This window comes from Mucilaginibacter sp. 320_HR (assembly GCF_059691875.1).
In genome coordinates, this window is sequence record NZ_JCAWAI010000001.1 from 343,572 (window position 1) to 365,197 (window position 21,626).

Sequence of the window (21,626 nt, forward strand, 5' to 3'; positions counted from 1 at the left end):
TATACTATGTGTAATGTAGGCGCGAAATATCACCCGTGAAATCTAAAAATTTTTATAACCAGGTATTTATTAAATGATCACCTCAGTTTGGCTGCTAAAGCTTTGTTTGCATACGATAGCGTTGCACAATTTCTTCTGATTGCTTTTTCATCTCATAGTAAAGTGCTGTAAACTCTTCGCAACGCGCAGTTGCGTTTGGGCTGCTTTTTTTTATGTAACCTCCTCGCTTGCCTAAAAAGGCATAATTGCCGTCGTAATCCCACCACAGGTCCCAAGAGCAGCCTTCCACTTGTGGTAAGGCGGCTTCCAAAAAAGCATACTCATTGGTTGTAAATGTTGCCCGGCCAATATTAATTTTTTTTATTTTTTTCAACTCTATCAAAGGAAGAAGAGCGGGAAAATCAGTGTTGCTTATTATAAAGCCCAACGAGAATACTTCAAGATTTGGAAGTGCGGTCAAAAAAGTAAAATTTTGTATTGGCTGCTTCCAATCAAGGGTTCCGTCTATATGTAAATATCTTAGGCTGCTAATTCCCTTAAGGCTGTTAAAGTTGGATACTCCACGTAGGTTTTCCAGGTGGAGAGATTTTAATTTAGTCAGTTTTGTTAGCGGCGAAAGATCAGAGAATCCTGATACATATTCAAGTATAACCTCTTCGAGGTTAGGTAGTTTTTCTAAAAAACTGATGTCTTTTGTACGCAGGAAAGTTACCCTCAGCCTCTTTAATCCTTTTAACTGTTGTATCTTCTCTACCTGGTTTTTACCGGCATCATGCAAAGTAAGCTCTTCAATATTTGGGCATTGCAAAACCTGCTCCCAATTAATATGGCTTTTGCTGATCGTCATGATCTTAACTGAGGCCTTATCTGCAATGACGGCATCGGTTGCATAGGCATACCTTTCCTTGTTTGGAACAATGTTCCAATAGTCATTGGTCCTGTCAAGAAAGTCTGCAAAGTGATGTTTCATTTTATTGGTGCGGCATTAGGCATAACTAACTTATAAAAATATGTGGCAAAAGAGAAGTTTGCTTGTCTATTTTTCTAATCTACTTTGCCAATGCAGGATGGGTGCGGAATTAGCTTCGCCTTAATGAGCAATTACTGGTACCTCATTTTGGCTACAAATGTCCTCATTTGAGCTACATTAGGCTAATGTTGCCTGCCGATATTTGTTATTATAATTAAAAGCAAAAAACATGACACAACAAGTTAATAATGCCGGTACACAAAAAGTTTGGTTTATAACCGGTAGTTCCAGGGGATTTGGAAGAGTTTGGGCCGAAGCAGCGTTAAAACGCGGCGATAAAGTAGCTGCAACCGCGAGACAATTGGACAGCATTGCCGGGCTTAAAGAACAATATGGTGAAAACGTGCTTACGCTAGAGCTGGATGTAACCCGGCCCGACCAGGTGAAGGCAGCCGTTGAGCAGGCCCACGCTCATTTTGGCAGGCTGGACGTTGTATTAAACAACGCCGGATATTCTTTAGTAGGTACGGTAGAAGAAGCCAGCGTTGACGATGTAAAGGCAATGTATGACACCAATATTTTCGGCGCTATCTCTGTGATACAGGCGGCTTTGCCTTTATTGCGCGAGCAGGGCAGCGGCCACATACTGGGTACATCAAGCAACCTGGGCCATGTTACACTTCCGGTAATTGGTTATTATTGCTCCTCAAAGTGGGCATTCGAGGCTATTCACGAGAGCCTGGCCCAGGAGGTTAAACAGTTCGGGATTAAAGTGACCATTATAGAGCCGGGAGCTTATGCTACCGAGTTTGGTAGCCCGGAGTCGTTAAAGTTTGCAGAAGGCCTCGATGTTTACAAGGATTATAAGGATGAGTTTTTTGTTGGTTTACGCAATTCTGAAAGAGGTGACCCCAATGCAACACCCGACGCTGTTTTAAAAATAGTGGATGCCGGGAACCCGCCATTGCGAATCAACTTAGGCAGCAACAATTTAGCCTCGACCAAAGCGGCGTATAACGAGAGAATAGCAGTTTGGGAGGAGTGGGATGAAGTAGCTGCATTGGCCCAGGGCACAACAAAATAATTATCTTTTAAAATTTAATTATAACCGGCGAAGCTGCTGCTTACGGTTATAATTACTTTATTTTTATTAAATGAAAAAGGAAGAGTTAGCCGCTAAACCAATGGAATCGCTGGCGGACATGCACCGGGCCTTTGGATTACCAGCACCAGCACACCCGCTTATCAGCCTGGTAGACGGAGCCACTAACCGCATCATCACATCTAAATTGCCTCAACCGCATGTGCTTACTTTTTATAAGATAGCCTACAAACCAAGTATTGGCGGCAAGCTAAAGTATGGACAGCACTATTACGACTTTGATGAAGGCGGCTTGTTGTTTGCCGCTCCCGGTCAGGTTATTGGCAACCATGGCAACAACGAAGGGGATGTTTGTTCACAATACACCTTACTGATACACCCTGATTTTTTGTGGAACTATCCGCTGGCGAAAAAGATAAAGCAGTACGGCTTCTTTTCCTATTCGGCTAATGAGGCTCTTCACCTGTCTGACAAGGAGAAGGCGACGATTATGTCTATTTTCGGGATTATTGAAGAGGAGTTAAACAGCAGGATAGATGATTTTAGCCAGGATGTTATCATCTCGCAAATTGAGTTGCTGCTTAATTATGCCAATCGCTTCTACAAGAGGCAGTTTATAACTCGTAAGGTGGTAAACAACACAATGCTGCAAAAACTGGAGGACCTGATGGACGAATACTTTGCCAGTAATAAATCCTTAAACCATGGTATACCTACGGTGCAGTATCTGTCAGAAAAGCTCAATGTATCTCCAAGTTACCTGAGCGATATGCTGAGGTCACTTACAGGGCAAAATACCCAGCACCTTATTCATACAAAAATTATTGAAAAGGCTAAAGAAAAGCTATCTGCCACAACATTGTCGGTAAGTGAAGTGGCGTACGAGCTGGGGTTTGAGCACCCGCAATCGTTCAATAAGTTGTTTAAAGCCAAAACCACTTTTTCTCCTTTGGAGTTCAGGAGATCTTTCAACTAAGTGCCCTTATTTACCTTTTTGCTCTCGACACGTTTCCTGATCCTGCTTAAAGAAGGATTAGTGATGCCCAGGTACGACGAAATGTGGTAAGCCGGTATACGCTCAATAATTTGGGTGTTCGTCCAGCAGCCTTAAATAGCGTTGTTCATGCGAAAATAAAATAAACTCCTCGGTACGGGTTTGCGCAACCGAAAAAAAGTGTTCGGCTAATAGCCGGCCAAATTTTCCCCAGTTAGGGTGTGTCTCATAAAGACTATTAAGGTTCTGATAAGAGATAAAGAAAATTTCAGAGTCTTCCATTGCCTCTATAAAGTACCAGCATGCGTGGCGGGAAACAAAACTCCTGAACGATACAACAAACTGGTTTTCCGAAAAAAAGAAAAGGTTCTTGTCCTCCTTCGTGTCCGGATTGCGGTAATAGATTCGGAATATACCCTTCACGATCAGCCCCAGATCATTGCAGACCATGCTCTGCATATTAAAGAAATCTCCTTTATTAATCTTCCGGGGCTTCCAATACGGTTGGCTATCAGTAAGGTCTTTATCGTTCAGTTGGGCAAAATCTTTCAGATGTTGATATACATCGTTGTTCCTGGTAGTCATAACGTCTTCAATTTGAAGCTAAGATAAGGTGCTTATTTGCTGCTAAGTAAAAACTTTCCATAGTAATAGAACTGCAATATTTACATGCGCTTTTAACTTAAGTTAAAATCGCGCTGAGCGATCTTCCACACATTTGTAGCAACAAAAAGCACTTAAATTTTAACATCATGACATCAAGTACTCCAATCAATGCAGCAGCTGCCGGGCAGGCAGTTGTAACTGCAAGATCATTACGCAAGCTATATTTTATTCGCACAGCATTTTCTGTAACATGGGTTATCCTGGTAGCTCTCCTGGCAAAAACTTCAGCAACCGCAGCCAGCGTTTTGCTGGTGATCTATCCAGTTTGGGACGTAGTTGGCACCTTCCTGGATATCCGCGCAAACCAAGGTAATTCTTCTTCTAAATTACCACAGTATATCAACGCCGCGATCAGCACCGTTACAGCCGTAGCAGCAGGCATTGCTTTGCAAAAAGGAGTCCCCGAGGCGTTGATAGTTTTTGGCATATGGGCAATAGCCACCGGTTTGATACAGTTTATTCTCGGTTTACGCCGAAGAAAAGTATTAGGCGGGCAATGGCCGATGATCATCAGCGGAGCCCAATCTGTACTGGCAGGCGTGTCTTTCATCATTCTGGCGCATGACCCTACAAAAGGGATTGCCAGTTTGGGCGGGTATGCCGCTTTCGGCGCTTTTTATTACCTGCTTGCGGCATTTCGGCTTTCTAAAACGGTTGCATCAAATGTTCTGGACAACAAATAACTTTATCTCAAACAGTTTAGCTTATAATCAAAATAAGATTTAAGCTAAACTGTTTACTCTTGCTATTTGTTAATGTGCTTAAATCGGCTTAAGATTTGACCTAACACATAATAGCATGTTAAAGATAGTAGCCTACCTCATTTACTTTACCGTTTTCACCTATTGCTATTATGTTCTTAATAAAAAGCTGGCAAATAAGTGGATATTCATCTTATACCCGGCTATCTTCTGCGCATCTATATACCCTATTAAAATATGGTTTGATTACATACGGCCAAGATACGGTGACGCTTTTGCCGGCACCTGGCTTAAGATAATCCTGATGATGTTTGCCTGCCTTTGCCTGTTCAATGTCGGATACGGCTTTGTTAATTTTATAGTAAACAAACAGGTGAGGTTTCAGCAAAACTATGGGCAGCCTAATGTTGGCTTTGTAAAATCCTTTATAGACAATGCTTCGAACATTAAAGCCATGGCACACTTCTTTTTTTATATTGGGGGCGTTGTACTAATGTATATCGCCGTCACTAAATACTGAGATTTGTTGCTTATAGTTCGTTTTTGGTGTGAAAAAAATCTACCATGAATTGGAGGTTGTTTTCTGCGGTCATCGCGTTTACAAGCTGCATGGCTTCTTCGGTTACTACAGATGCCCTGGTAAGCATTTTGCTTTCGTAGAAGGCAATAGCTTCAGGTACCGTGGAGTGACCTTCTGTACAAAGCGACTCATACAGATCAACCGCGTCCAGCATGGCCTGGTTCACGCCATCTCCCGACGGCGGCGTTTGATGCGCGGCATCGCCCAGCAGGGTTAAGTTTGCAAGCGGCTGCCAGCTTTGGTTTGCCGGGCAATAATACTGCGGACGATGAACAAAGTACGATTCATCACTAGCAAATATCTCATGCCAGTCATCGCTCCAGTCGCTGAAGCGATGTTTGAACCAGCCAAACACCTCATTTTTCTGATTAAAGTTGATCCCCGGCGACTTTATCCAGCTCTCAGGTTCTTTGGTGATAGTATAGAAGGACAGTGAGCCCTCGCCCTTGGCACTTAGTACAATGGTTTTACTGTTCCAGTGGGCAAACACCTTCCCACCGTTGGTTAACTCCCATAAGCGGGGCGCGTTGGTAGCAGCGTTATACACGTTACCTTCAACTATGGTAAGGCCGGAGTAAACGCGCGCTATGTCGGTAACGTATTTTCTCACGCGGGAATTTGCGCCGTCGGCAGCTATCACCAGGTCGGCGTAAGCGGTGGTGCCATTGTCAAAAATCAGTGTCCACCCGGTGCCGTTCACCTGCAGCTCCAAAAACTTTGAGTCCCATACCACGGTATCGGCCTGCAGCGATGCAATCAGCATATCACGCAGCGGGCCACGGTCGATCTCGGGACGGGCGTACACATCGTCCAGGTTGGTAACCGGCTCGGCATCGCGCTCGGTGTAATGCACCTCAGCGTTATTATCTGTAATGGTCACCCTTTCGGCACCGGGGCGGTAGGCGTTCTTGAACTCCTCCATCAATCCGGCCACACGCAGGGCTTTTAGTCCGCTATCGTAGTGCAGGTCCAGCGTTGCACCCTGCTGGCGATAGTACTGGTCGGCATCGCGCTCATATACCTTTACGTTCATACCTTTTTGCTTTAAAAGCCTGGCGAGGGTTAATCCGCCGGGGCCGCCGCCTATTATGGCTACTTGTTTATCTTTTAATAACATGTCTTTTTTGTTGAAGTGAATTAATAGACCAAAGCTCTGCCTATATTCGTAATTAAAATAGCCCGTTTTGATCATAAAATAGTCCTGAATGAAAATATCCATTACCGACACCGGCTCCGGCATTGCGCAAAAGTTTGCCCAGGCGATAGGTGCTACCGTTAAGGGCCGCTTCATCTACATCCCCGAAAGCAAGGGCGGTGGTTACCTTACCGGCTTTGCCTGGGGGAGGGGCCTGCGCATGATGATCAGGAACTACTACCTTAAGGAGGACGTTCACGTAGAGCGCACCAGCGAACTGGCCGAAGGACAGGAAGATGTTGTCTTTATGCTGCGCGGAATTCTACCGGTACAGCACCAACCGGCGAAGGACCTGCTAACCGAGCAGGCCAACCTGTTCATCTGCCGGCATGCAGTATCATCCGTTATTTCCATGCCACGCGATACCACCTTTGGCAGCGTAACCATAGCGGTGTCCAGGCAGCACCTTAACAGCATGTTCGGGCATATAGAGCACCCGGTGGTGGCCAGCGTGCTGCAAGCCGGCAACAACCTTATATTTGAGACCGGTATCTCTGCCGAAATAGTAAATACCGCTAGCGAAATGCTGTTGCGCACGGTTCCGGAGCCCATGGAAAGCTGTTACTACAAACTGAAGTGCGAGGAGCTGCTGTGCTTTATTTTTGCCATACTGATGCAGCGGGATGCCGTACCCACCGGCGCCATGCACATAAACGACATTAAAGCCATATACGCTATAAAGGCGCAGCTACAACAGCAGTTGGACCAACCGCCCAACATAGCCGCGCTGGCGAAAGAGGCCGGTATGAGCGAACCTAAGCTGCGGAAGCTGTTTAAACAAACCTTTGGTAAGGGCGTGTTTGAGTACTACCAGTCCGTGCGGATGCTTAAGGCGGCGCAGCTTTTGAAGGAAAAGCACCTGAGCGTGTCGGAAGTTGGCTATCAGCTGGGCTTTACCAACCTGAGCCACTTTGCCCGGGTGTTTGAACAGCACCACGGCATCAAGCCGAAGAAGTATTCGGTTTGCTAAAAAATATATACTCTTGTACTATAAAATATTATAACGAGGTATTTCGTTTACACAAAGGCCATCTCCACGTAAGTAGATCTACATATATAAAAGATATTATGAAACTATTATTAATCAGCTTTTTTCTTTTTGCGCAGATCATTTGGTCTGGCAACTTTGATGAGGCACAGCAGCAGGCCCACCAAAGCCATAAAATGATAATGGTGAACTTTTCGGGATCTGATTGGTGCGGACCGTGTATCCGTTTACGTAAGGAAATACTGGAAACCTCAGCTTTTAATGACTATGCTCAGGATCATTTGGTGTTGGTACGCGCCGATTTCCCGCGGTTGAAGAAAAACCAGCTCAGTAAAGAGCAGGTGAAACGAAACGAGGCTCTGGCAGAAAAGTATAATGCCGAAGGAAAGTTTCCGTTTACTTTACTGCTTGATGAAAACGGAAAAGTGTTAAAAACCTGGGACGGCTACCCGGACCTTACTACCCCGCAGTTTGTAGCGCAAATTCAGGCGTTTGAACATGGCAAATAACCGGGAGGCCGTAGCTGCACCTAGTGTTGTTAAACGCGGCATGCGCTTAATGGGAAACCATTTCGAGATAAGCGTAGTAAGCGATGACGAAACGTGGGCGCAAAGCCGTATTGACGACGCCGTCGCAGAAATAAAACGTATAGAGGCCTTGCTTACTACCTTTAGCGATGATAGCCAAACCAACCAGGTTAATCAAAATGCAGGTATTGCCCCGGTAAAGGTAGACCAGGAAGTGTTCGACCTGATAGAACGGTCGGTGAAGATCTCGCAGCTTACCCAGGGGGCATTTGACATTACCTATGGTTCTATAGATAAAAGTCTTTGGAACTTTGATGTAAATATGAAGCAATTGCCTCACGCTGATATCGCAAGGGCATCGGTACGCCTGATAAATTACCAAAACATTGTTTTAGACAGGCCGAACAGCACAGTGTTTTTAAAAGAGCCCGGTATGCGAATTGGCTTCGGCGGGATTGGTAAAGGATATGCCGCTGATAAGGCTAAAATGCTGCTCCAAAAAGCCGGTGTAGAAAGTGGCATAGTGAACGCCTCCGGCGACCTTGTAACCTGGGGCACACAACCCAATGGTAAACCATGGACCGTTGCCATTGCCGACCCAAACCGCGAGGTGCCCTATTTTTCGAAGCTTAATATCAGTAACACTGCCATTGCAACATCTGGTAATTATGAAAAATATGCTATTATTGATGGTAAACGATATTCGCACACCATTAACCCTAAAACGGGCCTGCCGGTAACCGGTATTAAAAGCGTAAGCATCATATGCCCAAGCGCCGAACTGGCCGACGCGCTGGCTACCCCGGTAACGGTAATGGGCGTAAAGGTGGGGCTAAACTTAATTAACCAGCTTAAAGGGGTAGCATGTCTTATTATAGATGATCACGACCGATTGTACACATCAAAAAATATTAATCTGCACCAGTAAATACATGAAAGTAAAATATCAAACCTTTGCATTGCTGGCTTTGGCCATTGTGTGCAGCAGCACGTTTGCGTCGTGCGTGTCGGTAAAACCTTACCAGAAGAACAGGTTGAACGATTCGGAAATGGAATTGCGCGCGCGCACGGCTCAAAAGTTCGAACAAAGCTTTCAGCTATACCGCGAGGGTGCATCAGGAGCAAACGGGGGCAAAAGCGGCGGCGGTTGCGGCTGTAATTAATAAAAATGGCTAAATGAGAAAATTATACTTACACGTCGCCTTTTTTTACCTGGGCATTTTAGCATCACATGCGCAGGTTACGCCTGCAGTACCCGCAAAGGCCGATAGCACCGGCTATCACGCTCAAAAGCTTACAATAGACGAAGTCAATTTTGTTTCGGCCTATTATCACCAGGATGGTAACCACTCGGCGGTAACAGGTGGTATCGGTACCGAACGGTTAACCGATTTTGCCAACACTTTTGATATACAATTATCTAACTACAACAAGCGCGGGCGCAAAAACACCTTTCTTTTTGAGTTGGGTATCGATCATTACTCGTCAGCCTCGTCAGATAAGATCGATCCTTTCAGCGTATCGTCAGCGTCAAAATCAGATAACCGCATTTACCCGTCACTTAACTGGACCCGCAGTAACGAAGCTACCGGCAATGCCTACGGTTTTACCGCGTCGTACTCGCACGAGTATGATTACCAGTCGGTAGGGGGTGCGTTTAACCTTACCCTGTTATCAAAAAACAAGAACACGCAGTTTGATATGCGCTTACAGGCATTTTTAGATACCTGGAAGGTTATTTTACCGGTAGAGCTTCGCCCGGGGTACACGCCGGGCCAAAGTTACGACCGCGACCACAGTGCCGACGGATCGGCGCCGCGTAACTCCTTCAGTGCCGCGTTTTCTGTATCGCAGGTGATCAACCCGCGCCTGCAGGCGTTATTTACCGTAGAGCCTGCCTATCAGCATGGCCTGCTCTCTACCCGTTACCAACGCGATTACTTTACCGACGGCAGCCTGCGTGCCGAAAACCTGCCCGGCAACAGGTACAAGTTACCTATATCGGCACGTTTAAATTACTTCCTGGACGACCGCTTTATCATTCGTACCTATTACCGCTACTACATGGATAACTGGGGTATCAGGGCGCACACTGCCGAACTGGAAGTACCCGTAAAGCTTACCCCTTTTGTATCCGTGAGCCCGTACTATCGGTACAACACGCAGCAGGGCACGCGGTATTTTGCCGCTTATGGCCAGCACGACCCGGGTGCTGCCTATTACACCAGCGATTATGACCTGGCCGACCTGCACAGCAGCTTCTTCGGTGCAGGGTTCCGCATCAGTCCGCCTAAAGGTGTTTTTGGCTGGCAGCGTTTAAAAATGCTGGAGCTGCGTTACGGGCATTACGTACGTTCAACCAATCTCACGTCTAACATTGTTACGCTGAACATGAAGTTTAAGTAGGTTAATCATCAGACTACAATAAAGCTTTTAAGGTGAAAACCTTGCAGCGCAAGCCATACGCGCGCTGCAAGGTTTCTTGAACAGCACCACGGCATTAAGCCGAAGAAGTATTCGGTTATGTAGTTTTAACGTGAGGTTTAAGCGGGCAACTGCGGTTAAATTTAGCTACCTTATCTCCCGGAAATTTCCTACTGAACACCTATCTATATGACTGAAGATCTACTGCTGCAGGGTACCGTAAAGTGGAGCTACAGCCACGAACTGGCCGAATTTACAGAGGAGTATAAAAGGATGTCGGCTATGATGTCGTTTAGTCCGCCGTTGCACAGGCATAGCGGGAACATTGCCCTGACCAATTGTGAGCTGATTATTGAAGGCGCGGAAGATGACGAGGACCTCACCCTGAAACTTAGCGACATAAAGCAGCTGTACCTGGGGTTTGATGATACTTTCCCTGCCCACTCGGTACGCAGCAGGGGAATACTCTGGCAGCCCCTGCGGATAGAATATTATACCTCAACGCTAACCACCAAATGTATTTACCTGGTTATAGATTTTAATGGCCTGTATACGCATGATAAGGCTTGGTATAATGCGCTAAAGGAGTTGCTGGAGTGATGAATCTAGTTACTTTAATCAGTAAGATACAAACGAATACGTAATGGAAAAAGAATACACTGAAATCATCGTTGAGAGTTTTATGCCCGCTAAAACGTCGGGATTACATGGAAAGATTCACATTAGACCACTACCAAATCAAGCGCCTTTTGAAGAATCTATAATGGTTGAATGTTCCAAGGAACTTACAAATGACTATGAAGTTGGAACAAAGTTTTTAATTAAAGCGATTGTGACGAGCAGAAGAGGCGGTAGACCTTTTATCTATAGTAGCTACCGATGGCCTTATATTGTCCTCGAAAAATAAAAAATGAAATGTGCTATCAGATCTGTTTTTTACTATTATACATCATTGTTCTATTCCACTAACTAAGCCACAATTTGTTTGCTAAAGCTCCTTTTGAAGGTAATAGGACACACGCGCCACGCGTGCGCCAGCGTGGGGGATTAATCAAAGTTTGTCTGTAACCAGTGCTCTTAAATAAAACTGCTGCCCGACATGATTTAGCGTAGGAGTAAATCTAACATCATTATCCTGAAGGGAATATTTTTGTAACAAAGCTCTAACTACATCTTCTTCTTCATCGCTTTTACAGTTGAAGTAATTTCGAAAGTCGGAGAGTTCCAGTTTTAAACTTCCTAGTTCTTTGACAAATTCATATAAATTTTCGGCAGCTAAGGGTACTTCCTCACTTCTTAATAATGTGCTTAGTTCTTCAAAAGTCAAGCCATTGTACGTAGTTGAAGTTTTGCCATATAGCTCTTGTGCCTTTCTTAATTCTGCATTTTCCTTAGAAAGATTTGCTAATTCTTCGGCAAGCAAACCGGTGTTAACAGAATGATCAGCTCTAACCCATCCAACCAAAGCTTCATTCCTGTCCAAGTCTAATAACTTTCGAATGACTGCTAGTTTTATCTCATTTAAGTTGGAACAAATTGAAACTAAATTCGACATTACTATTCCTTTAAATGATTGATATAATTGACCGTTTAAGGTTTCAATCATGTCAGGTCCGTGAGATTTTACTTTCGCTTTTATAAAGTCATCGTGTAATACTACTGCAAAAACTGGTTTATTGAGAGATAAAGCATATTCATACTCAAGGTGTGTGTAGCTTTTCCCGCTATCTGAATCGAGTGAGCCGTATCGACCTCCCAAAATCAACAAATATACATCTGATTGCTCAATCCATTGTTTAATAACGTTCATTTGTGTTCCACCAGCAGTAAATAGTTCCATGCCGGCTGGAATATGATGTGCTTCCAATATTGCTTCTACTGCAACTTGACGTTCATCTCGCAAATCGGAAAATGTTGATGATACAAATATTTGAAGTTTTCTGGATACCATTGACATACATACAAGATTTTGATTTGACCTAAAGATATTTGGATGGCATTAGAGTTTCAATAGAAGCTATTTTCTCGGCTTTTTTCGTGCTGTCAAACAGCCTTATTCGAATTATATTTCCTAAAATACCTATACTTCCTAATGATAGCAAATTGATCACCCACTCTTTTAAGAGATCATGTTCAATGCTATCTTTAGGTAAAGAGTTTATCCAAATCATTAAATAGTGCGAATAATTATAAGGCCAATTTGGGAAGCAGAATATAAGGATATAGAACGCGACTACACACGCTAAGACAGGGATGAGGCAAAACGCAGGTAATCTCCACCAAAATATTTTCTTCTTAATGTATTTTAGACGTAACTCTTTTTTCAAAGTCCGATTCTCAATTTGAATTATTTTGTTTTTTTCCTCATTTTCCCGTTTTTCTATTTCAATATCGTGGAAAGCAGCTTTTACTCCTTCAACATGTGCTGCTAAACTTTCGGAGAGTTGTTGATGTTGGTGGGATATTTCATCTAAATCTTTTTCAAGTTTAGACTTAGCAAACTCTCTAGAGCGCTCGATGATCTCATCATCTGACGCAGTCTTTTCCAAAATGCCCTTAAATTTCCTCTCTATCATTACTTCAACGATAGAAGATTGCTTTTCGAAGTCTGCGGTAATTTCAGTTATTCCTATTAGTATCAACTGAAGTTGTTCGTTCGTGATGTTGGCTTCATTTTGTGATAGATTTAGAAAGCTAACAAAGCTTCTAAAATCATCACTGGTTCTTCTGACATACCTTAACAATATACTTAACCATTGAGAGGGTAGCAGTACTGTAGGAGTGGATAAGGAATTCTTGAAGTCCCAACGTCTTAACGCTTGATCTGATGAGATGAAAAAGAATTTAGTTTCAAATACGTTCCGAAAGTTTCCATTACGACGTTCTTTTATCAAAAAAATATTTTTGGCATCTGATATGCACGTTTCGTAGCGTACCGGCGTCGTTTTTTCGGCGTTTTTAAAAGAATATATATCGTTGGTTAGTTCAGTAATCACATTATTTACTTCGTCGCTCTTTTCATTATAAGGAAGTTGGTAATCTTCTTTTATATCAAACTTCTTTTTAAATGACTCATATTCGGACATCAAGTATGATTCAAAATATTCAAGGCTGTCATTATTTCGATTTATCCGCCATTGTTGATAGTAATTAAAAAATTCAGGATCCTTATTGAAGCGATTGAATGTTTTAGGGTTAACTTTAGAAAAGTTCTTCTTTTTTATTTGATCGATATAATACTTAATAGTTGACTTGTATTCAGCAGTTGTGAAACTGGATATCACGAGAGATTCGCCGGCATCTTTAAATTTATTTAAGAATGTGGTAGTTTTGTTTGAACGGCTATCTCCATTAATACCGATAGCTCTAAAAATTATATTAGTGTCCAAATAGAATACTTTATTCTTTAAATTTTTAAGGTGAAAAGTCGTTTTAGATTCACTATTTGTTATCAGGCAATATTCTAACGCATAACTAGAGATGTCAAAAATTGCTTTGTTTTTTTGATCATTATCCCAGATTAAAAAAGTATTAATTAGTTGTTTTTCGACCGAATTAAAGGAGTCGTCAATGTTAATGGCTCCAGTTAAATCTTTTTTATAGTCAATAAGTTTTGAAAAGCTCGAAATATTGTTGTTAAATATTTCGTATAGAAACTTGTAAATGATTGATTTTCCGTCTAACGCATAAAACGTTTCTGAATTCATATTTAGGAATTCATCTATAAAGTAATCGATACTATTTTGATTCAGACGGGATTCTAGCAGCAGTCGTCTTTTTGCTGTTAAACAAGCCATTAACTCGTTCTGAGTATTATATGTAATTAGAAAGTTCTCTTCCGTTTGGTTTGCAACTATATCATGCACTTCATCATAAGAAAATATGAATCCGTAATTATTCTCGATAACACTAACAATTTGGTCGATGCTTATGGATGAGTTTTTATTATCTATAAAAACGGATTCAATAATTTTACGATGTATTGTCTTAGGACTTACTTCATAATTACTTTCAGAATACAAGACTGCGGCTAGTCTGAATACTTCACGTTGTTTTAGGTCAATCATTTAAATCAATTAGGACTCCAATTTACAAAATATATAATTTGTCACGATCGAATTTAGTAAATGCTTACGCCATAGATTTTGTGGAAATCTTATGTTGGCCCTATGCTGGCGCACGCCTGCCGCGTGTGCCCTCTATATAATTGTTTAATCTACCCTCCGCCCGTCATCCCCACCTATCCTTCACCGCTGCTTCCAGCACATCTACATCAATATCCTCCAGCTTCTTAAACTTAATGCAATAGCCGGTTATCGTGGCTTTGCCGAGGGTTTTACCGTAAGTGTTTGCGAGATAGGCCTTGTCGGCAATGCCCAGGATGTATACCGAGATACCGCTGGTGTTAGCGCTTAAGCCTGCCTGGTAATATTCTTTGGTTTTGCCATCGGCATAGGTGGTGGTGCGGGTGCCGTAACCAATGCTGGGGTTGCTTACTATTTTGCCTTCGCTGTTCTTCCCGTCGTCGTACCATAACTTCCCGCCTGGTATGGCTTGCAGCATAAGGGCATGCAGCGCGCGCAGGTCGGTACGTTTTGCCTGTGGCTGGCTGGTTAGGTAGGCTTCTATCTGTTCGGGTATGGTCATGAGTGATAAGGGTGTTTGGTTTACCTAATCTCGGTTTATTTTCGCTGAAATGCAATTAATTAAAGCCTGGTGCTGTGGTTATAGCCGTATGGGGTAAAATACGGCAAATTGCTACCTTTGCCCCTAATGAGCATCTCTCCCGAAATTGAACAAAAACTGGCCCTGCTGCAGGAAAAGTACGAGGCTATGGGGCAGGATATGGCCAGCTACCTGGATGGCTTGCTGCATGCCGATTTCCTGACCTATTGGGATTACATTCACCTGGATACGCTGCTGAGCCTGCAAAGCCCTAAAACGCCGTTCCCGGATGAAGAGATCTTTATTATGTACCACCAGATTACGGAGCTGTACTTTAAGCTGAGCCTGCACGAGTGCAGGCAAATTGCCGCCGCTGCCCCGCTTACGGCGGAGTTTTTTACCGCCAGGCTCAAAAGGATAAACCGCTACTTTGAGGCGCTTACCAACTCGTTTGAGATTATGGTGGATGGTATGGAGAAGGAGCAGTTTTTGCAGTTCAGGATGTCGTTACTGCCGGCGAGCGGTTTCCAGAGCGGGCAGTACCGCATGATTGAGATATACGCTACCGACTTTATTAACCTGGTAGCGGCAGACCAGCGCCAGGCCCTGCGCAGCGCCACGCTGGAAGAGCAGTTTGAGTACATTTACTGGAAGTTTGGCGCTACCGAACTTTCTACCGGTAAAAAAACGCTCACGCTTAAACAGTTCGAGAAAAAGTACGCCAAAACCTTTATTGAGTTGGGCAAAAGCGTAACTACCACCAACTTTAACGCGCTGCTACAGCAGCTAAAATATAACGGACAAAGCACGGCAGCCGCCGAAGAGCAGCTGCGCCAGCTGGACGTGAATGTAAACGTGAACTGGCCTTTGTCGCACTATAAATCGGCCGTGCGCTACCTGCACCGCGAACCGGAGGAGATAAGGGCCACGGGCGGCACTAACTGGCAGAAGTACCTGCCGCCGCGTTTTCAGAAAAGGATCTTCTACCCCTCGTTATGGTCTGCTGACGAAGTAGAGAACTGGGGCAGGGGATGGGTGGAGAAGGTAGTAGGGGAGTTGTAGTAGCAGTTTGTAGTAGCAGTTGCGGTTGCAGTTTGCTATATTTAGTAGGCAGTTCCCACTCACTATTCGCCATTCACTACTCACCACTTACTAAAAACCTGTATCACCACGCCAAAATTGCCTTAAAACTGTAACATGGTTCCAAAAACTGTAACACGGGTTTTTGTTAAATACCTGATAGCAAGCTAAATGACTGTTTTTTGGCTTGAAAAAGTGTATCAGGTGTAACACCTTCTCGTGTTACAGTTTACAGCATAGCGAAACGAAATGCTTTATTTGGCTAAAAAATTTTCTAACTTGCCATTATCCTATCAATACGTACTATCATGACCGACACACTGGACATAAAGATCACCAAAAGCGCGCAATCGCGCTTGCAGGAGACCGACTTTGACAACCTGCCTTTTGGCAAAACCTTCACCGACCACATGCTGGTAGCCGACTACGCCGACGGTGAGTGGAAGAACTTTGAGATACTGCCTTACGGGCCAATTGAGCTAAGCCCGGCAATTAGTGCCCTGCACTACGGGCAGGCCTTTTTTGAAGGTATTAAAGCATACAAACATGCAGATGGTACGGTAAGTATCTTCCGCCCGGATAAGAACGCTATCAGGTTTAACAAATCTGCCGAGCGCCTGTGCATGCCAACACTGCCCGAAGAGGTATTTGTGCAAAGCATAGCAGCCCTGGTAGACCTTGACCGCGACTGGATCCCATCAAAGGCTAACCATGCCTTGTATATCCGTCCGTTCATGTTCGCTACGGATCCGTTCCTGGGTGTAACGCCTTCGGCCACGTACAAGTACATGGTGATTATTGGTCCGGTAGGTCCGTACTTCTCTAAACCATTACGCGTTAAGATTGAAACGCAGTACACCCGCGCCGCCGAAGGTGGTATGGGTTACGCTAAGGCTGCCGGCAACTACGGTTCGTCTATGCTGCCCGCCCGCAAAGCCGCAGAAGAAGGCTTCGACCAGTTAATATGGACCGACGCCAAAGAACATAAGTATGTTGAAGAAATGGGCGCCGCAAACGCGATGTTCCTGCTGGATGGCGTGCTAATTACTGCTGAAACTAAAGATACCATATTAGATGGTGTTACCCGTGATACCGTTATTGCCCTTGCAAAAGAGTGGGGTATACCTGTAGAAGAACGCAAGGTGTCAGTGGCTGAACTGATTGAGGGTGCCAAAAACGGCAAGCTAACTGATGCGTTTGGTGCCGGTACCGCTGCTACTATAGCCTCTGTGGCTTCTATAAGCTATGAGGGTGAGGAGTACTTCTTAAGTGATCCGCAAACCCGCGAGTTCTCCCAAAAGGTATTCAAAACGCTGGATGCCATCAAGTATGGCCAGGCTACAGATACTCACGGCTGGAACTATATTGTAAACTAGAACAGCACATCAAATAAAAAGTCCCGACGCTTTCTGGTGTCGGGACTTTCTGTTTATGGTGCGCCGTGTTCTTCTGCCTTTTCCCGTTCGCGCAGGTTACGCATAACCTTAGTAAAACCGCGGTGCTGCTGTTCTTCATCATATAGCGGGAACACCAGGCCACTGCCCCAAAACTTGGAGCCATCTTTACGTACGTGGTAGCGCTCGTCTATAGCGCGACCGTCCTTTAACGCAGTCTCAAGCTCTTTTTCATGGGCTCGTTTTATCTGATCCTCAGGAGTGAAGAACACATTGGCGCTAGCACCTATAATCTCCACTTCCGTATAGCCTAAAACCTTTTCGGCACCTGAGTTCCAGCTGTTGACATCGCCGTTTTTATCGGTTGTGAATACCGCATAGTCCTCCAGGCTTTCCAATACTTGCTTGAAAAAGTCCTCGCTCATCCTAAAGTAACTGTCGTTGAAGATGTCCTCAGAGGTAATGTCATTATTAAGGGTTTCGTACTCTATCGAAATGGTGGTGCCATCAATACCGCACACCATTACCATAGGCTCGCGCGTAATCGCGTAAAATGTTTCATAACCGTCGGGAAGGTTGTCAAGATCAGGCTTTTGACGAACGGGTTTAAGAACAATTTCTTCACCAGTTGATGACTCGGTTGATGTGCTAACAAGTACGTGTGTGTATCCTTTTTCTATAAGGTCGCCAAGCAATTGAGGAGTAAATGGGATCTTCATATACTTCGTTTTGAAATATGTTGAGGTTTAGGATGATGAGATAAAATGCAAAAAGGCCGGACTATAGCCCGGCCTTGTATGTTCTGTTATGGTTATACCGCAGTTGGCCGGCGGATGATACCTAATATAAATGCGATAACTGCAATTACAAGTAATACGTGAATTAAGCTGCCTGCTGCAGTGAAAAATACGCCTATAGCCCATCCAATGATAAGGATAACGGCGATGGTATAAAGTAGTGAGTTCATGGTAGATGTTTTTAGTGTGTTTACATAGTGAATTATCAATATAATAAATAAACACAACTAAATGTTTTCTAAAATTTCGTTTGGAGAAACAACAGGGTGTGCCAACTGGGCTGTTTTACAACAAAAAAGCCCCTTCATTTACTTGAAGGGGCTCGATTTGAAAAGTTGATACCTACAATTTCAGCCATTTAGCACGAACAGCTAATTGCTGTGCTGTAGGGCTTGGTACTTCTTCAATTTTGTATTGTACCCGCGGGTTACGCTGTAAAACAACCGGGATGTTGTACGCTTTACCATCACGGCTTACGGTAACAACAATTTTGTCACCAACCTTTTTACCATTTAATATGGTAGTATAATCTGTTACCGGAGTGCCGTCAACAGATACAAGCTCATCTCCTACGTTTAAACCGCTTACCCATCCTGCGCCACCGCGCAACACCATGCTAATAACGCGCTTGTTGCCTTGTGCTGCGGTAGAGATACCTAACGATGGATCATTACCTTGTGCCAGCTGATCTGTGATCTTGTAACCGGCATAACCAAGATATTTGTTATAGTCGATAGGGTCTAAACCGTTAATATACTTGGCGTAAAAATCATCCAGGTTTTTGCCTGCAAATTTCTCAAAGCCTGCCTTAAATTCTGCATCCGTGTAACCACGTTTTTTGCCTTTGTAGTAGGTGATGTACATGTATTTCATTACATCATCCAGCGAGCTTTTGCCTTGAGTAGCATTTATAATATCAAGGTCTAACAGCATACCAACCACAGCACCCTTGTCGTAATAAGATATCTGCGTATTGTAAGAGTTCTCGTTAGGACGATATGACTTTATCCACGCGTCAAAGCTGGCTTCAGCCAGAGGCTGTACTTTTGTGCCTGGTTGGTTTTCTACAATGTTGATATCGCCAACGGCATCAGCAAGATAGTCTTCTGTTGATGCGATTCCCGCATGCCTAAGTATAATATTTTGATAGTAAGCTGTAAAGCCTTCTGCTATCCACAAGTTAGTGGTATAATTCTCGTTTTCGTAGTCAAAAGGCCCTAATGCAATCGGGCGTAAACGTTTCACGTTCCAAAGGTGAAAGTGCTCGTGCGCTACAAGGCTCAAAAACCCTTGGTAGCCGCGTTCACTGCCATACTGATCACGAGACGCTCCCAATACTGTAGAGCTCAGGTGCTCTAACCCGCCGCCGCCGCGCTGACGGTTGTGTACTATAAAAGTATAATGCTTGTTTGGGTTTTCACCAAATACATTCGCTTCAGCGGTTATAATTTTCGACATGTCGGTTTTAAGGCGCTCTTTGTCGTAGTTGCCACCACCGTACATAGCCACATCATATTGAACACCTGCAACGTCAAAGCTGAAAACATCCTGGTAGCCTACTTCAATAGGTGAATCATAAAGGATGTCATAGTTTGGAGCAGTGCGGGTGAACTGGTCACCGCCAACCATTTCAAGGCTGGTAGAGACGGTTGTCCAGTCTTTGTACGGAACAATCTTGATAGTAGATGGCTGGTCTAACATTCCTTTAGGGAACAACAGCACACCTGATGTAGATACAAAACCATGAGTGATGTCTACGAAAGCGGTACGTACCGATACTTCAAAAGCATAAAGTTTATATTTTACAACCACAGTAGAAACACCTGCAGTGCTTATACGCCAAGTATTTTTACTCACCTTAGGTGCTGTAACAGCCTTACCGTTTGCCGTGGCTGTTAGCGACTCAACATTCTTCGCAAACTCTCTTACAAGGTACGAGCCGGGTGTCCAAACGGGCATTTTAAGGTCAAGCGTTGGCTGTTTTAACCCGGTCAAAGTCATTTCAACATCAATGTAATGCGCCTGTGCTTCTGGGAAAGTTAACGTATAAGATATTTTTACTGGAGATACAGCGGCGCCGGCTGGAGAAAGTTTCATAACAAGAATAATTAAGGCCAGGGCAACAAGTCTAGACATTTTCATGGGTGCAAGTTAAAAAAATTTCGCTTTTACTTTTTGTGCACGAAAATAGCATATGTTGTAAAATGGTTGATACATCCAATCAAAATAAAATCACAGCGGTTAGTTTTGCGTTTGCTGGTAAATGGTGTATGATAAGTACTTATGCATTTAAGTTTAAATTAAATCGTATTTTAACAGCAGCCGTTGATTACATTGAATAAACGGTGACTGGAGCTATTGCAAACCTGAAAACAAAACGATCAAAGCTATCTATCGCACGTTGAATGAAAACAAAGTACATTATCTATACCCTTCTGGCACTATTGGTTGCTTTTCTGATCTATAATAAATTCTTTAGCCAAAGAGCTAAAGAACGAGACGCAGCAGTTGCCGGCGGCGCTGGTGGTGGTGGCGGTTCAGGCAAAGGCGGCGGTGAAAAAGGTGGCAAGGGCGGTAAAGGCGGCGGTAAAGGAGGGCCTGTTGCTGTTAACATCATGATAGTAAAGGATACTGCTGTAAACAATCAGATAGATATTACCGGTACCATTGATGCTAACGAAAGGGTAAATCTGATCAGTCAAACTGCGGGCAACATTACCGGCATTTACTTTACTGAAGGAAGTAAGGTAAGCAAAGGGCAGCTGCTGGTGAAGGTTTACAACCAGGACCTGCAGGCATCGTTACAGCAAATTAACGCGCAAATGGTGCTGGCACGGGATATTAACAACCGAAACAAATTACTATACCAGAAAGAAGCTGTTAGCAAAGAGGAGTACGAAACCTCGCAATCCTCTTACAATGCCATGAAGGCCCAGGCCGACGTTATACGCGCGCAAATAGCCCGGACAGAAATACGGGCGCCGTTTTCAGGTACAATAGGTTTACGTAATGTAAGCCCCGGCGGCTACCTTTCCCCATCAACACCTATTGCAACATTGGTGAACATAAATCCGGCAAAGGTTACATTTTCTGTCCCGGAAAGATACCTGCCATTGATAGGTAAGGGAAGTAAGGTGAACTTTACGGTGGAGAGCTCCCAGAAAAGCTTTAATGCGACGGTCTATGCGGTTGAACCGGCCTTGGAAGCTACATCGCGCACTATCACGGTGCGTGCAAAAGCACCAAACGAGAACAATACACTTACCGCTGGTTCGTTCGCGAAAATAAACCTGACGTTAGACCAGATACCAAAAACTATTATGGTGCCAACAGAATGTGTTATACCAGATATTAAAAGCAGTAAGGTTTACGTGTTGCATAATGGTGTGGCAACAGCAAAGGACGTGAAGACCGACCTGCGCACTGACACCAAGATACAGATAGTAGAAGGTTTAAACCAGGGTGACAGTTTGGTGGTGTCTGGATTAATACAAATAAGGCCAAAGTCACCATTAAAAGTTCTTAAAGTTATTAAGTAAGCAA

At 43.9% G+C, this 21,626-nt stretch carries 23 protein-coding genes; 14 read left to right on the plus strand and 9 right to left on the minus strand.

The window, feature by feature from the left end:
* Positions 1-94: 94 nt before the first annotated feature.
* On the minus strand, positions 95-970 hold the full coding sequence (locus tag AC59GT_RS01460) for a hypothetical protein (RefSeq protein ID WP_497235987.1): 876 nt from the start codon (positions 968-970) through the stop codon (positions 95-97).
* A gap of 229 nt (positions 971-1,199) precedes the next feature.
* Between AC59GT_RS01460 and AC59GT_RS01465 the strand changes: the two genes are divergently transcribed.
* On the plus strand, positions 1,200-2,054 hold the full coding sequence (locus AC59GT_RS01465; RefSeq protein ID WP_497235988.1) for an SDR family NAD(P)-dependent oxidoreductase: 855 nt from the start codon (positions 1,200-1,202) through the stop codon (positions 2,052-2,054).
* Positions 2,055-2,124: 70 nt separating this feature from the next.
* Positions 2,125-3,048, plus strand: a complete 924-nt coding sequence (locus AC59GT_RS01470; protein WP_497235989.1) for a helix-turn-helix domain-containing protein — start codon at positions 2,125-2,127, stop codon at positions 3,046-3,048.
* Positions 3,049-3,150: 102 nt separating this feature from the next.
* On the opposite strand, the gene AC59GT_RS01475 is transcribed toward AC59GT_RS01470, so the two are convergent.
* Entirely contained in the window at positions 3,151-3,651 is a 501-nt protein-coding gene (locus AC59GT_RS01475; protein WP_497235990.1) for a Crp/Fnr family transcriptional regulator, read from the minus strand.
* A gap of 167 nt (positions 3,652-3,818) precedes the next feature.
* Here AC59GT_RS01475 and AC59GT_RS01480 point away from each other — a divergent pair, with 167 nt between their 5' ends.
* Together AC59GT_RS01480 and AC59GT_RS01485 are read left to right on the plus strand one after the other, a co-directional pair.
* On the plus strand, positions 3,819-4,415 hold the full coding sequence (locus tag AC59GT_RS01480; protein WP_497235991.1) for a hypothetical protein: 597 nt from the start codon (positions 3,819-3,821) through the stop codon (positions 4,413-4,415).
* 115 nt (positions 4,416-4,530) lie between these two features.
* Positions 4,531-4,953 carry a hypothetical protein gene (locus AC59GT_RS01485; RefSeq protein WP_497235992.1) on the plus strand — a complete coding sequence of 141 codons (423 nt, stop codon included), beginning with the start codon at positions 4,531-4,533 and terminating at the stop codon, positions 4,951-4,953.
* 10 nt (positions 4,954-4,963) lie between these two features.
* Here AC59GT_RS01485 and AC59GT_RS01490 read toward each other — a convergent pair whose 3' ends face one another.
* On the minus strand, positions 4,964-6,232 hold the full coding sequence (locus AC59GT_RS01490; protein ID WP_497235993.1) for an FAD-dependent oxidoreductase: 1,269 nt from the start codon (positions 6,230-6,232) through the stop codon (positions 4,964-4,966).
* On the opposite strand from AC59GT_RS01490, the gene AC59GT_RS01495 reads away from it, so the two are divergent.
* The 7 genes from AC59GT_RS01495 (at position 6,219) to AC59GT_RS01525 (ending at position 11,054) form a co-directional block, all read left to right on the plus strand.
* The gene (locus AC59GT_RS01495) at positions 6,219-7,178 is read left to right on the plus strand and encodes a helix-turn-helix transcriptional regulator (protein ID WP_497235994.1); all 960 of its coding nucleotides are present in this window, start codon (positions 6,219-6,221) and stop codon (positions 7,176-7,178) included. The two genes, AC59GT_RS01490 and AC59GT_RS01495, sit on opposite strands and share 14 nt — an antisense overlap.
* A 98-nt stretch (positions 7,179-7,276) precedes the next feature.
* Positions 7,277-7,705, plus strand: a complete 429-nt coding sequence (locus AC59GT_RS01500) for a thioredoxin family protein (RefSeq protein ID WP_497235995.1) — start codon at positions 7,277-7,279, stop codon at positions 7,703-7,705.
* Positions 7,695-8,651 (plus strand): FAD:protein FMN transferase, encoded by a 957-nt coding sequence (locus AC59GT_RS01505; RefSeq protein ID WP_497235996.1) that lies wholly within the window; start codon positions 7,695-7,697, stop codon positions 8,649-8,651. The genes AC59GT_RS01500 and AC59GT_RS01505 overlap by 11 nt, the downstream gene beginning before the upstream one ends.
* 4 nt (positions 8,652-8,655) lie before the next feature.
* Positions 8,656-8,886 carry a DUF4266 domain-containing protein gene (locus AC59GT_RS01510; protein ID WP_117384648.1) on the plus strand — a complete coding sequence of 77 codons (231 nt, stop codon included), beginning with the start codon at positions 8,656-8,658 and terminating at the stop codon, positions 8,884-8,886.
* Between the two features lie 13 nt (positions 8,887-8,899).
* A complete protein-coding gene (locus AC59GT_RS01515) occupies positions 8,900-10,129 on the plus strand; it encodes a DUF3570 domain-containing protein (RefSeq protein ID WP_497235997.1) in 1,230 nt (409 codons plus the stop codon).
* Between the two features lie 207 nt (positions 10,130-10,336).
* The gene (locus tag AC59GT_RS01520; RefSeq protein ID WP_497235998.1) at positions 10,337-10,747 is read left to right on the plus strand and encodes a hypothetical protein; all 411 of its coding nucleotides are present in this window, start codon (positions 10,337-10,339) and stop codon (positions 10,745-10,747) included.
* Positions 10,748-10,790: 43 nt separating this feature from the next.
* A complete protein-coding gene (locus AC59GT_RS01525; protein ID WP_497235999.1) occupies positions 10,791-11,054 on the plus strand; it encodes a hypothetical protein in 264 nt (87 codons plus the stop codon).
* A gap of 144 nt (positions 11,055-11,198) precedes the next feature.
* On the opposite strand, the gene AC59GT_RS01530 is transcribed toward AC59GT_RS01525, so the two are convergent.
* From AC59GT_RS01530 to AC59GT_RS01540, 3 genes are all read right to left on the minus strand, one after another.
* The gene (locus tag AC59GT_RS01530) at positions 11,199-12,104 is read right to left on the minus strand and encodes a DUF4062 domain-containing protein (RefSeq protein WP_497236000.1); all 906 of its coding nucleotides are present in this window, start codon (positions 12,102-12,104) and stop codon (positions 11,199-11,201) included.
* 22 nt (positions 12,105-12,126) lie between these two features.
* The gene (locus tag AC59GT_RS01535; protein WP_497236001.1) at positions 12,127-14,214 is read right to left on the minus strand and encodes a hypothetical protein; all 2,088 of its coding nucleotides are present in this window, start codon (positions 14,212-14,214) and stop codon (positions 12,127-12,129) included.
* 163 nt (positions 14,215-14,377) lie between these two features.
* On the minus strand, positions 14,378-14,794 hold the full coding sequence (locus AC59GT_RS01540) for a DUF1801 domain-containing protein (RefSeq protein WP_497236002.1): 417 nt from the start codon (positions 14,792-14,794) through the stop codon (positions 14,378-14,380).
* A 126-nt stretch (positions 14,795-14,920) separates the two neighbouring features.
* On the opposite strand from AC59GT_RS01540, the gene AC59GT_RS01545 reads away from it, so the two are divergent.
* Positions 14,921-15,874, plus strand: coding sequence for a tryptophan 2,3-dioxygenase family protein (locus tag AC59GT_RS01545; RefSeq protein ID WP_497236003.1), 954 nt, complete (start codon positions 14,921-14,923; stop codon positions 15,872-15,874).
* 326 nt (positions 15,875-16,200) lie between these two features.
* On the plus strand, positions 16,201-17,268 hold the full coding sequence (locus AC59GT_RS01550) for a branched-chain amino acid aminotransferase (RefSeq protein ID WP_497236004.1): 1,068 nt from the start codon (positions 16,201-16,203) through the stop codon (positions 17,266-17,268).
* 53 nt (positions 17,269-17,321) lie between these two features.
* Here AC59GT_RS01550 and AC59GT_RS01555 read toward each other — a convergent pair whose 3' ends face one another.
* The 3 genes from AC59GT_RS01555 to AC59GT_RS01565 form a co-directional block, all read right to left on the minus strand.
* Positions 17,322-18,005, minus strand: a complete 684-nt coding sequence (locus AC59GT_RS01555; protein WP_497236005.1) for a PAS domain-containing protein — start codon at positions 18,003-18,005, stop codon at positions 17,322-17,324.
* Positions 18,006-18,097: 92 nt separating this feature from the next.
* A complete protein-coding gene (locus tag AC59GT_RS01560) occupies positions 18,098-18,253 on the minus strand; it encodes a lmo0937 family membrane protein (protein ID WP_117384639.1) in 156 nt (51 codons plus the stop codon).
* Between the two features lie 172 nt (positions 18,254-18,425).
* Complete coding sequence (locus AC59GT_RS01565) at positions 18,426-20,180, minus strand: M61 family metallopeptidase (protein ID WP_497236006.1); 1,755 nt, start codon at positions 20,178-20,180, stop codon at positions 18,426-18,428.
* Between the two features lie 308 nt (positions 20,181-20,488).
* Here AC59GT_RS01565 and AC59GT_RS01570 point away from each other — a divergent pair, with 308 nt between their 5' ends.
* A complete protein-coding gene (locus tag AC59GT_RS01570) occupies positions 20,489-21,622 on the plus strand; it encodes an efflux RND transporter periplasmic adaptor subunit (protein ID WP_497236007.1) in 1,134 nt (377 codons plus the stop codon).
* The last annotated feature ends 4 nt before the right edge of the window (positions 21,623-21,626 follow it).